Annotated in this window: 10 protein-coding genes; all 10 read right to left on the reverse strand. The window is 47.5% G+C overall.

Annotation, left to right across the window (positions count from 1 at the left end; genetic code table 11):
• Positions 1 to 12: 12 nt before the first annotated feature.
• Positions 13 to 312 (reverse strand): YlxQ family RNA-binding protein, encoded by a 300-nt coding sequence (locus tag HPY28_RS05175; protein WP_007719232.1) that lies wholly within the window; start codon positions 310 to 312, stop codon positions 13 to 15.
• Positions 309 to 599 (reverse strand): RNase P modulator RnpM, encoded by a 291-nt coding sequence (gene rnpM, locus HPY28_RS05180; RefSeq protein ID WP_017249292.1) that lies wholly within the window; start codon positions 597 to 599, stop codon positions 309 to 311. Before rnpM ends, HPY28_RS05175 begins: the two co-directional genes overlap by 4 nt.
• Before the next feature lie 2 nt (positions 600 to 601).
• On the reverse strand, positions 602 to 1,693 hold the full coding sequence (gene nusA / locus HPY28_RS05185) for a transcription termination factor NusA (RefSeq protein ID WP_017249293.1): 1,092 nt from the start codon (positions 1,691 to 1,693) through the stop codon (positions 602 to 604).
• Between the two features lie 54 nt (positions 1,694 to 1,747).
• Complete coding sequence (gene rimP, locus HPY28_RS05190; protein ID WP_017249294.1) at positions 1,748 to 2,206, reverse strand: ribosome maturation factor RimP; 459 nt, start codon at positions 2,204 to 2,206, stop codon at positions 1,748 to 1,750.
• 167 nt (positions 2,207 to 2,373) lie between these two features.
• Positions 2,374 to 6,678 (reverse strand): PolC-type DNA polymerase III, encoded by a 4,305-nt coding sequence (locus HPY28_RS05195; RefSeq protein WP_174230197.1) that lies wholly within the window; start codon positions 6,676 to 6,678, stop codon positions 2,374 to 2,376.
• A gap of 116 nt (positions 6,679 to 6,794) precedes the next feature.
• Positions 6,795 to 8,540: a proline--tRNA ligase gene (locus HPY28_RS05200; RefSeq protein ID WP_145958354.1), complete on the reverse strand. Its 1,746-nt coding sequence runs from the start codon at positions 8,538 to 8,540 to the stop codon at positions 6,795 to 6,797.
• 43 nt (positions 8,541 to 8,583) lie between these two features.
• A complete protein-coding gene (gene ispG, locus HPY28_RS05205) occupies positions 8,584 to 9,666 on the reverse strand; it encodes a flavodoxin-dependent (E)-4-hydroxy-3-methylbut-2-enyl-diphosphate synthase (protein WP_007719240.1) in 1,083 nt (360 codons plus the stop codon).
• Positions 9,667 to 9,721: 55 nt separating this feature from the next.
• On the reverse strand, positions 9,722 to 10,987 hold the full coding sequence (rseP, locus tag HPY28_RS05210; protein ID WP_017249297.1) for an RIP metalloprotease RseP: 1,266 nt from the start codon (positions 10,985 to 10,987) through the stop codon (positions 9,722 to 9,724).
• 44 nt (positions 10,988 to 11,031) lie between these two features.
• Positions 11,032 to 12,180, reverse strand: coding sequence for a 1-deoxy-D-xylulose-5-phosphate reductoisomerase (locus HPY28_RS05215; protein ID WP_173622003.1), 1,149 nt, complete (start codon positions 12,178 to 12,180; stop codon positions 11,032 to 11,034).
• Between the two features lie 40 nt (positions 12,181 to 12,220).
• Positions 12,221 to 13,006, reverse strand: coding sequence for a phosphatidate cytidylyltransferase (locus HPY28_RS05220; RefSeq protein ID WP_016743343.1), 786 nt, complete (start codon positions 13,004 to 13,006; stop codon positions 12,221 to 12,223).
• Between the last annotated feature and the right edge of the window lie 10 nt (positions 13,007 to 13,016).

The raw sequence follows: 13,016 nt of genomic DNA on the forward strand, positions 1-13,016 counted from the left end.
ACCCTTTCTAAGTTAGGTGAGCAGACGCTGAATGCTTTCGGCCAATTTCCCATCGGTTACCGCCACGGTAACGCGCCCATCTTTTCCGATTGCGTGTCCCAATGAATGTCGGTCGCCAGTGGTTACACATGAGACACCGTAATAGGAACATTTATCCTTTACTTTCTTAGCGGTATTGTCTGATGCATCTGATGCGAGCAAAACCAGGCGGGCCTGCCCATTACGAATAGCGGTAATGACTAGCTCCTCCCCGGTAACGATCTTTCTCGCACGCATCGCCAATCCGAGTAATTGTGCTGCTTTTGGGATCATTTTCCCATCATCTCCAGCCATTTCTCACGGAAAGCATCATACTTTTCTTGGGAGATGGACATATTGAGGGCACGTTCCAGCACTTTTTTCCATTTTCCCGATGCGAACGCATCCGGCTTCAGACAGCTTTCCTGCCGACACACATAGGTACCGCGTCCCGCCGCCCTTCCAGTAAGATCAATGACGATCTCTTCTTCTGGAGTCCGGACGACGCGGACTAATTCCTTTTTCGGAAACATTCCTTGGCAAACAATGCACTTACGCAACGGGATCTTTTTTTGCTTCATGATTATTCGTTGTCCGTCCCTTCATCGCTCTCTACTTCTTTTGGATAAGCGATGCCTTCTTGGTCGGCTTGGGACTCGCTCTTGATATCGATCTTCCAGCCAGTCAGCTTTGCTGCCAGGCGTGCGTTTTGGCCGCGCTTACCAATCGCCAGAGACAATTGATAATCAGGAACGATCACACGTGTAACCTTCTCGGCTACGTTAACCTCAACATGCAGAACTTTTGCAGGGCTGAGTGCATTGGCTACATACTCGGCAGGATCTTCAGACCAACGAACAATGTCGATCTTTTCGCCTTTCAGCTCCGTAACGATCGTTTGGACGCGCATGCCCTTTGGACCGACACAAGCACCTACTGGATCAACATCTGCGTTGATGGAATGCACAGCGATCTTCGAGCGATCGCCCGCTTCACGCGCAACAGATTTGATTTCAACCACACCGTCATATATTTCTGGCACTTCTAATTCGAAGAGACGCTTCAAAAGCCCCGGGTGAGTACGAGAAACGACGATTTGCGGTCCTTTAGTGGTTTTCTCTACTTTGATGATGTATGCCTTCACACGATCTTGAGATTTAAAATCTTCGGATGGCATTTTTTCTGTGATCGGCATAACGGCTTCCGCCTTACCCAGATCAATGTAATAATTGCGAGCGTCCATACGCTGAACAACGCCTGTTACGATATCGTCTTCACGCTCAATAAACTCGCTGTAGATCAAACCGCGCTCCGCTTCGCGAATGCGCTGCGTAACCACTTGCTTCGCTGTCTGAGCAGCAATACGACCGAAATCACGAGGCGTTACCTCGATTTCGACGATGTCCTCCAGACGGAAGTTAGGATCGATTTCTTGTGCTGCTTCTTGAGAGATCTCTAGGCGCGTATCCAATACCTCTTCTACTACGTTCTTCCGCGCAAACACACGCACCATACCTGAATGACGATTTACATCCACCCGTACATTTTGGGCCGAGTTGAAGTTACGTTTGTATCCAGAGATAAGAGCCGCTTCGATGGCCTCAATAAGTACGTCTTTGGTGATGCCTTTCTCTCTCTCAATGGCTTCTAAAGCCTCGATAAAATCGCCGTTCATGACTTTCGTTGCCTCCTCCTTTACTTACCACGGGCTACCACAAGCTACTGACAATTAAAAAACAATCGCCAATCTGGCTGTGTCAATTTGCTCTTGGGAAATTACATACGTTTTCTTTGCCTCTTTCACTGTCAGCTTGCCATCTTCAAAGGATATCAGTTCGCCTTCGAACTGGCTTGATCCTTCTACTGGCTCTTTTGTTGTGATATGAACATGTCTGCCAACAGCTTTCGTGAAATCCTTATCCTTACGTAAAGGGCGCTCAGCACCCGGCGAAGATACTTCTAAAAAGTATGCCGTAGGGATGGGATCTACTTCGTCTAGTTTTTCGCTCAGCTTCTCGCTGACAAGGCGGCAGTCATCAATATCGATGTTGCCAGTTTCATTGTCGATAAACACGCGCAGAAACCAGTTGCTGCCTTCCTTTTTGTACTCGATGTCAACCAGCTCCAGGCCCACTTCTTCAACGATGGGCGTGACGAGTTCAGTGACGATGCCCGTTACCTTGCTCAAGCAAGTACCTCCTTCTCATTTGAACCATGAGGTGTAGCCAGAAAGAAAGAGTGGGTTTCCCCACTCTCGATCAGCCATGCGTATAAAACCAGTATTTCCAAAAAAATTATAGCATAACAGCCCTCCGCTGACAACCTTTGGATGACCGTCTGCCTTGACAGCAAGCCTTAGAACAAGGATAGCTGATTGGATTCCGGCAGTCCTTTCAACGCACCCTGTTCGTCCAAGAACTCCAAAATGGTCTTGGAGATACGGGAACGGGATAAGAGATCTTCCTTGGACAAAAACTCTCCTTGCTCTCTCGCCTGCACGATACTGATCGCTGCGTTCGTCCCTAAGCCAGGCAGGGCGTTGAATGGAGCGATCAGAGTGTCACCCTCGATCAGGAAGCGCGTTGCGTCCGATTTGTACAAATCAACGTTCGTAAAACGGAAGCCGCGTTCCACCATTTCCAGCGCCATCTCCAAGACAGTCAGCAATGCCTTTTCTTTTGGCTGTGCATCGTGTCCCTTACCCTCGATCTCTTCAATCTTTTGCTTGATCGCTGCTGAGCCTTTGACCATCAACGGAATATCAAAGTCATCTGCGCGAACAGTGAAATACGTCGCGTAAAACTCCATTGGACGATGAACTTTGAAGTATGCGATCCGCACTGCCATCATGACGTAAGCAGTCGCGTGCGCCTTCGGGAACATGTACTTGATCCGCTGACACGATTGAATATACCATTCTGGCACATTGTTATTGCGCATTTCTTCTTGGTCGTCTTCAGGAACCCCTTTACCTTTACGTACAGACTCCATGATCTTAAAGGCACGAGAAGGCTCTAGCCCCTTATAGATCAAGTACACCATGATATCGTCACGACAACCAATTACGTCCGGCAGCTTACATGTACCGTTTCGAATCAAGTCCTGTGCATTATTCAGCCAAACGTCCGTACCGTGTGAAAGTCCAGAAATCTGAACGAGCTCGGCAAACGTAGTCGGTTTGGTGTCTTCTAACATCTGACGTACGAATTTGGTTCCAAACTCAGGAATGCCAAGTGTTCCCATGTTCGTACCGATTTGTTCTGGTGTGACTCCCAACGCTTCGGTGGTACTGAAGATAGACATGGTCTTTTTATCATCCAGTGGAATCGTCTTCGGGTCCATTCCCGTCAAGTCTTGCAACATACGAATAACAGTCGGATCATCGTGTCCCAGAATATCGAGTTTCAGCAAGTTATCGTGAATGGAGTGGAAGTCGAAATGGGTTGTGCGCCATTCTGATTCATTATCATCAGCCGGAAACTGAATCGGGCAAAAGTCTTCAATCTCCATGTAGTCAGGTACTACGATAATACCGCCCGGATGCTGTCCCGTCGTCCTTTTTACGCCTGTGCAGCCGTTGACGATCCTGGATATCTCCGCATTACGCAGCGTCATGCCACGCTCATCGGCATACTTTCGCACGTAGCCATACGCTGTTTTTTCCGCAACGGTACCAATCGTTCCGGCACGATAAACGTAATCCGCTCCGAACAGCTCTTGTGTGTATTTATGTGCACGCGGCTGATAGTCACCAGAGAAGTTCAAGTCAATATCCGGTACCTTGTCGCCTTTAAAACCAAGGAACGTTTCGAACGGAATGTCTTGCCCGTCTTTGGCATACATCGTGCCGCATTCTGTACATGCTTTATCCTCCAGGTCAAACCCAGAGGCGATGGAACCGTCTGTGATAAATTCACTGTGCTTACAATCTGGACAACGATAGTGAGGAGGCAATGGGTTTACCTCAGTAATCTCAGACATCGTGGCAACAAAAGACGAGCCTACAGACCCACGTGAACCTACCAGGTAACCATCATTCAACGATTTCGTTACCAAACGCTGCGAAATCAAATAAATCACACCGAAGCCGTGCTTGATGATACTGTTCAATTCTTTTTCCAAGCGATGCTCGACCAGTTCGGGCAATGGATCACCATACAACAACCTTGCTTTGTCATAACACATTTGACGCAGCTCATCATCCGCCCCTTCAATGATCGGCGTGTACAGCTTGTCTGGAATCGGACTAATATCCTCAATCATATCCGCAATGGCATTCGTATTGGTTACAACAATTTCTTTTGCGGTCTCTTCCCCCAAAAAGGAAAACGCATCTAGCATCTCTTCCGTTGTATGGAAGTAAAGCGGCGGCTGGTTGCCTGCCGTTGGGTCCCCTTTTGACAATAAGAAAACATCGCGGAAGATTTCATCTTGCGGATTGAGAAAATGCACATCTCCTGTGGCTACGACCAGCTTGCCGAGCTCTTTTCCCATTTCCACAATCTTTTGATGATAGCCCTTCATCGTCTCCAATGATGGAATTTCTTCATTACGCAATAGTGGTGAGTAATGAGCAACCGGCTGTATTTCCAAAAAGTCGTAATAACTAGCAACTTCCTTCAGTTCTTCTGGTGACTTACCACGCAGAATCGACTGCATCAGCTCGCCATCCTTACATGCTGTCCCGATTAACAAGCCTTCACGGTATTTGGTCAGCTGGCTTCGCTGAATTCGTGGCCAACGGAAAAACGTTTCCACATGGGAACGACTCACGAGCTTGTACAGGTTTTTGAGGCCTTCTTTATTTTGCACGAGAATCGTCGCATGGAATGGACGTCCACTCTTGTAATCCGCCTCTTCGTTGCTTTTTTCATTCAGTTCAGCAAGCGATTTAATTTCCGCTTCTTTTATGTCCTTCAGCATTTGCTGGAACACTTGAGCCAAGGCCACGGTATCGTCCAACGCACGGTGAGCATTGATGAGCTCGACGTTGAACTTTTTCGCTAATGATCCCAAACGATAATTGCGCATTCCTTTGTACATCAAACGCGCCAAAGGCAGGGTATCTAAAAATGGATTGGTCCATGGTTCCATGCCAATCCGTTTGGCGCAGGCGTTAATAAACGCTTTATCAAACTCTGCATTATGCGCAACGAGGATGGCGTCACCAGTAAAATCTTTGAACTTGCGGAGTACCACATCGAGTGTCTCTTGCCCGCGGAGCATTTCGTTGGTAATCCCCGTAATCTCGGTTGTTTTTGGCCCAATTTCTAATTGCGGGTCGATCAGTTCCGTCCATTGGTCGACAATTTCTGCGCCTTTCATTTTGACAGCAGCGATCTCGATGATTGTATGCTCTGAGGCGTTTAACCCCGTCGTCTCCGTATCAAACACGACGTATTCGGTATTTTCATCAATGGAGAGATTGTTGTCTGCTTGCATGTTGTAAACGATATCGATACCATCCTCGACTACGTAGGCTTCCATACCGAGAATGCATTTGATGTTGTTCTTTTTGGCGATGGAATACGCCTCTGGAAAAGCCTGCACGACACCATGGTCAGTGACAGCAATTGCTTTATGACCCCACTTTGCTGCCGTCGAGACCAGTGATTTTACGGATGCAACGGCATCCAGCGCACTCATCGGCGTATGGCAGTGGAGCTCGACACGTTTTTCTTCCGCGTGATCTTTGCGAATGACCTGCTCAATCTGGTTCAAATCATTGGCATTCATCACAAGATCGCGTACAAATGTGTCATGCTGTACACTTCCCCGTACTTTCACCCACATGCCGTCTTTCAGCAATTCAAGCATTTTCACGTCTTCTTTATCGCGAGAGAACATCTTCACCGTGAGAGAATCCGTATAATCCGAAACGTTGAACGTGAGCAAATGGCGTCCACTGCGAAGCTCTTTAACTTCTACGTTAAATACGGTTCCTTGGATGACGATACGGCGTTCCTCATCTTGAATCTCGCAAATCGGGATCGGCGCATCTTTGATTTCATAGCCCATCATGAGCGTAGTGACAGCCTCAGCTTTATCAGACGATTTGTTCTCTTGCTGAACAGCTGTCATCACAACTTCGACGAGAGCACGCTCTTCCTCTTTACGTTGCTCCTCAAAGGCCTTATACGCGTCATCGCTTTCTTCCCCATGGAAAGTAAAGCGCATCGAGCAATCGGTAGCTTTTTGGAAAGCAGCCAAAAGCTCATTATCCGCTCGTTTACGCTTGGCAACCTCAACGGACATCTCCGTTGGCAAGTACACCTTGACTTCCTGTTGGTCGACTTGCTTACGTGCTTGACGCATCGTACCTGCCAAGGAGTTCAGAGTTGGCTCCAGACCCGCCAGCAAGACATCCCAATACTCTTCGACTACATGATCGAGTGATGGCTTTTGGAGATAGTGAAATCGAGTATCTACTTTGGCTAGATGCGAAAATGTATGCGTCAATCGCTTCGTAAAAGCTGCATAAACATCTGCAGGTATCATTCTCGGGAGGGCAAAGTGAAAAACCCATTCTCTGTTCTGCTTATACAGCTCTAACTTTTCAATCTGAGCATCAAGAAAAAATCGCTCCACCCATTCGTCAGGAACTTCCATTTGCTTGACCAATAGGGAGAAGCGATGCTTTTGCTCTTGTAAACGGTCCACGGTTTTCCCACCTTCCCTATAAGTGAGCGTTCAAACAAGAAAAAGAGGCACTCCCCTTTAAGCTAGGGGAGTACCCCGTAAAAATTCGACAAAATCCTTCTTATTCCTGCATGCAACTAGTTACCGAACAAGGCAGCTCCTGTTTGGTCAACACGAGATAAGTGACCTTTCACTTCATCGACCAATTGATCCAGCTTCACATCATGTGTTTCACCGTTTTTGCGGATACGCACTTCAACTGTTCCTTCTTGTGCAGCTTTATCAGAAACCGTAATACGCAGAGGCAATCCAATCAAATCGGCATCTTTAAACTTCACACCAGCACGCTCAGGACGATCGTCAAACAAAACTTCTACGCCAGCCTTGCGCAATGCTTCTGTAATTTGTTCACTAGCTTGCCGTTGCTCTTCTACTTTAACATTGACCGGAATCACATGCACATGGAAAGGTGCAACAGATACTGGCCAAATGATTCCATTTTCATCATTGTTCTGCTCGATCACTGCCGCAATCGTACGAGATACACCGATTCCGTAGCAACCCATGATCATTGGTTGACTGCGACCATTCTCATCCAGGTACGTAGCACCCATCGCTGTGGAGTATTTCGTACCCAGCTTGAATACGTGACCGACTTCTACACCACGTGCAAACTTGATAACACCACCTGTACGAGGGCACTCGTCGCCTTCTGTAATGTTGCGCAAGTCAGCGTACTGGGAAACCGTGAAATCACGGCCAGCAACTACGTGAGTCAGATGATAGTCTGTTTCATTGGCACCGACGACACCATCATAAACATCTTGAACAAAATTGTCCGCAATGATTTCCACTTTTTCAGGATCAATGCCAACAGGGCCAACAAATCCTGCAGGAGCTCCTGTTACCGAAACGATATCCGCTTCAGAAGCCAGCCCTACGATCGTCGCATCATACAAGTTTTTTAGCTTCACTTCATTGATCTCATGATCACCGCGCACCAGAACCATAACCAGCTTGTCGTCTATACGATAAATGAGGCTCTTGATGATTTGCTTTGCTTCGATTTGCAGTGCTTCTACCAATTGGTCGATCGTTTTGGTACCAGGCGTATGCAATTTTTCGCGAGCTGGCGCTTCTGTTGCTGGCTTCGCATATGGCTTGTACACGACTTCTGCTTTTTCCAAGTTGGCCGCATAATCGCCTTCTTCAGAATAAGCAATCGTGTCTTCCCCAATGTCGCAAAGCGCCATAAATTCGTAAGTGCCTTTTCCGCCGATTGCACCTGCATCCGCTTCTACTGCACGGAAGTTCAAGCCTACACGGGTAAAGATGTTCGTGTACGCATCATACATCGCCTGGAAGTTGCGATCCAGACCTTCTTGTGACGTATCAAAAGAGTAAGCATCCTTCATAATAAACTCGCGGCAACGAATCAAACCGAAGCGTGGACGCACTTCATCACGGAACTTGGTTTGAATTTGATAAAGGTTGATCGGGAGTTTTTTGTAAGAGTTAATCTCATCACGCACGAGACTCGTAATGACTTCTTCGTGGGTTGGACCCAAGGCAAAAGGACGATCATGACGGTCACGCAGGCGAACGAGCTCGGGACCGTATACATCCCAACGACCCGTTTGATGCCACAGCTCAGCTGGTTGCATCGCTGGCATCAACAGCTCTTGTCCCCCAGCATTGTTCATTTCTTCACGCACAATCGCTTGGATTTTGTGCAGGGAACGGAGCGCCAGGGGCAGGTACGTATAAATACCGGAAGCCAGTTGGCGGGCCATACCAGCACGGAGCAGCAGCTTGTGGCTGGCAATCTCCGCGTCGGATGGCACTTCCCGCAGGGTAGGGATCAACATTTGACTTTGCTTCAACACGTGCGTGTCCTCCTTATGCCTTATCAGCAATCAACGTGCATTACCCTACAGTTGTAGGTTTTTGCTCGTTTACAATTTCATTAATTTCTTTCATCAGCTCTTCAAACAACTCGGTTTCTTTTACTTTCCGAACAATTTCACCATTACGGAAAATCAAGCCCTCGCCATTTCCGCCGGCAACGCCTACATCAGCTTCACGAGCTTCACCAGGACCATTAACCGCGCAACCCATTACCGCTACTTTTAACGGTACTTTCAGCGTCGAAATAGCATCTTCGACTTTTGTTGCCAAGCCAATCAGGTCAATTGCGCATCGACCGCAAGATGGGCATGCAATAACCACTGGATCGTTGTTCACGATATCCAAGCTGCGAAGGATTTGTTTCGCTACTTTAATTTCTTCAACAGGATCAGCCGTCAGGGATACGCGGATGGTGTCACCGATTCCCATCGACAATACCGTTCCAATTCCAACTGAAGATTTAATGCTACCGGAAAACTGTGTACCTGCTTCTGTAACACCGACATGCAGTGGATAGTTGCGTTTCTGTGCCATCAACGAATATGTTTGGATCATTGTTGGAACATCGGAAGACTTCAAGGAAATGACGATGTTGTCGTAATTCAAGTCTTCCAGAATTTGCACGTGGTCTATCGCACTTTCTACGATCGCTTCCGGAGAAGGGTAACCGTATTTCTCCAAAAGTCTTCTCTCCACTGAACCGGAGTTGACCCCGATACGGATCGGAACATTGCGCTCGCGGCACGCTTCCACTACGCGTTGCGTTTTTTCTTTCGAACCGATGTTTCCTGGGTTGATCCGAATTTTATCAATCCCGCTCTCCAGTGCAATCAACGCGAGCTTGTGGTCGAAATGAATGTCGGCAACAAGCGGCAATGGGGAGCGTTCTTTAATTTTTTTGATGGCACGGGCTGCATCTTCATTGATGACGGCCAAGCGAACAATTTGGCAACCGACATCGTGCAGTCTCTGAATCTCAGCCAGAGTTTTTTCTACATCACGCGTGTCTGCTGTCGTCATCGACTGGATGACTACGCTTTTTTGGCCCCCGATTTGCACTCCACCTACAAAAACCGGTTTCGTCTCCTCGCGCTTGAACATTTTGCACCATCCTTTTAGGTATGTCTGTTTTTCTTTCTATCGTGTTAGTACGTGATTAGGAGAACAATCGTTGCAGATCATTCCAAGTCACTACCAAAATCAGCAACATCAAAAAGGCAAAGCCCAGGAAATGAACCATTCCTTCTTTATGCGGGTCAACAGGTCGACCACGCAACGCCTCTACTCCCAAGAATGCAAGACGTCCGCCATCTAAGGCAGGCAGTGGCAACAGATTGAACAATCCAAGGTTAATGCTCAATACAGCAGCCCATTTCAATAGAATCGCCATACCTTGTTGAGCAACCTCTCCTGTCATCTTGAAAATACCGACTGGACCACTCAAGTCCTTCAGCCCATATTCACCCGTCACGAGCATTCCCAAGCTTTTCAGGATCATCATCGTAAACTCGTAAGTGGAAGTTGCACCGTATTTGAGAACTTCTCCTGGGGCAAACGTGAGTGCATTAGTTACCATGATTTTGCCCACGTTATTTTCGTCTTTCCCTACTTTAACTGGCACAGTCATACGCTGGCCATTGCGCTCGTAATCAAATGTTAATTGTTGGTCCGGCGCTTTGCTAATCTTCTCTACAACGTCTTTCCACGAGGATACAGGCTGACCTTGAATCGCGATCACCTTATCACCTGGCAATAATCCAGCTTGAGCAGCAGGTCCTCCCGGAATCACATTCCCCAGATGGCTGCCATTCGGTACGCCGTACAAGAAGCCGATCACGATAAACAAAACAAACGCCAGCAAAAAGTTGGCTGCAGGTCCTGCAAAAATCGCCCAAAAACGTTGGGAAACTGTCTTGCCTTTGAACTGTCTGTTCAGAGGAGCAATCTGTACTTCTTGTCCATCCTTGACCAGCTGAGCCTGTGGATGAACAGCAAATGTCTTCTGCTCTCCATCTAGTTCAAGCACGATATTTAAATTTTGCTCCAGATCAAAATGTACCACCGTACCGGTAATCGCACGAGGTGAACCAGTACTTGGCCCATCGAGCAAAATATGTGTGACCTTTCCTAACGCATCCCGCTCCACGCTTACTTCCATGTGCGGTTTCAACATATCCATTTCCGGGTCTTCCCCCGCCATGCGAACGAGACCACCAATGGGTAACAGGCGTAAGGTGTATTCCGTTTCTCCCCGCTTCACGCGAAAAATTTTTGGCCCCATTCCCAGTGCAAATTCACGACATAAGATTCCTGCCTTCTTGGCCAGAAGGAAGTGTCCTAGTTCGTGCACAAAGACAAGTACCCCAAATACAACTACAATCGCGAGAATTGATTCAACGGAATCCAGGTTGGGCAAAGGCAAGTGAACAGCCACCTTTCTGTCAAGTATCTAACACTCATATTTCCTTAGATGGAGACGAGCGCATAAGAGCGTGCCCACTCATCAGCTGCAAAAATATCTGTAAGCTCTGGACTCGCTACACCCGGGTGAGCTTCGCACGTTTTTCGGACGACCTTTTCGATGTCCAAAAAACTGATCGCTCCCTTCAAGAACCTATCAACTGCAACCTCATTAGCTGCATTTAGTACTGCAGTATGCGTACCACCTGCCATGCCGCACTCGTACGCTAATTTTAACAGAGGATAACGCTCATAATCCATGGCTGCAAAATGAAGCGTGGCGATCTTGACTAAATCAAGTGGTTCCGTAGGCAGTTCTTTTCTAATGGGATAGCTCATGGCGTACTGAATCGGAACCTTCATATCCGGCGTACCGAGTTGGGCCATGACCGCTCTGTCTTTGTATTCTACCATAGAGTGTATGATACTTTCATAATGCAATACGCATTCGATTTGCTCATAAGATAAATCGAACAGCCAATGAGCCTCGATCACTTCAAAACCTTTGTTCATCATGGTAGCAGAATCGATGGTAATTTTTGCACCCATGCTCCAATTCGGATGAGCCAATGCCTGCTCTACTGTCACTTGCTGTAGATCCTCGCGAGAGAGGTGACGGAAAGAACCTCCTGAAGCGGTCAAAATGACCCGCGCCACATCTTCCTTGCGCTCCCCTTGCAGACATTGGTAGACAGCTGAATGCTCGCTGTCTACTGGAATAATCGATACGCCTTTTTCTTTCGCTCGTTTCATGACGACAGGGCCAGCGCTCACCAGTGTCTCTTTGTTGGCCAGTCCAATTGTTTTTCCCGCCTCAATCGCAGCGAGTGTAGGTGCGACCCCTACACTGCCGACAACAGCGGTCATAACGAAATTGGCAGCTTCATGACGGGCAACCAGTTCCAATCCTTCCGCCCCGTAAACGATTTCTGGTTGAGACTTACCCGCCAATCTATCTCGCAGTTCAACGGCAGCCTCCTCATTTCCCACAGAAACGAGCTCGGGCTTGAATTTTTCCACCTGGCGTGTCAATAGATCGACGTTTGTACCAGCAGCCATAGCCACCACCGAAAAATCCTCAGGATGCTGGTCTACGACTTCAAGCGTACTCGTTCCAATTGACCCCGTTGAACCTAAGAGCGCTATTTTTTTCACGGATTTCACCCTCTATATCTCTTTCTATATGCAAAAGGTTTTAGACAATACCTAATAGATGTAGAACCGGAAAGACGAGCAAAAAACTATCAAAGCGATCCAAAACGCCCCCGTGACCCGGAATGAGCTGTCCTGAATCTTTTACATGGAAATGTCTCTTGAAAGCCGACTCAACCAAATCACCCAATTGCCCGACGATCCCCGCAACAAGTGCGATAGTCAAAGCCTGATCAATCGCAAAATGTCCAAAGCTTGCATTGATGGAAAGGACAATCAAGACAGAAGCGACGAGACCTCCTAAGGCCCCTTCCACCGTCTTGTTTGGACTTATTTCTGGCCACAGTTTACGCTTACCTATTGCTTTTCCCACAAAATAGGCGCCCGAATCAGTCGACCAGATTCCCATAATGACCATGACCGTCAGCATGAATCCTTCAGGTAGGTTTCGGGTAGCGGCCATATAAGTAAAACCGTAGCCTATGTATAACGCCCCCACCAACGTAAGGGCGACGTGTTCAATGTGAAACTGATTTTTCCGTAAAACGGAGTAAATCAACAAGAGCAGGATGACGGGCAGCATCAGATCCGGCATGCTGATACTGAGCCAATCCGAAAATAATAGAGACGGCCACAAAATGCTTAACATCAATACATATCCGAGCAATCCTGCCAAATAAAATGACTGAATGCCAGCCATTCTCATAAATTCAAAATAGCCAATGACAGCCAGTAAAAACACCAATAGTGAGTACCAAACTCCACCAGCATACATCAATAATAGAAAAGCAGCCCCACCAATCAGGCCTGTTATTATACGTTGCTTCAACTGATTCCAC

Source organism: Brevibacillus sp. HB1.2 (genome assembly GCF_013332495.1).
GTDB lineage: Bacteria > Bacillota > Bacilli > Brevibacillales > Brevibacillaceae > Brevibacillus > Brevibacillus porteri.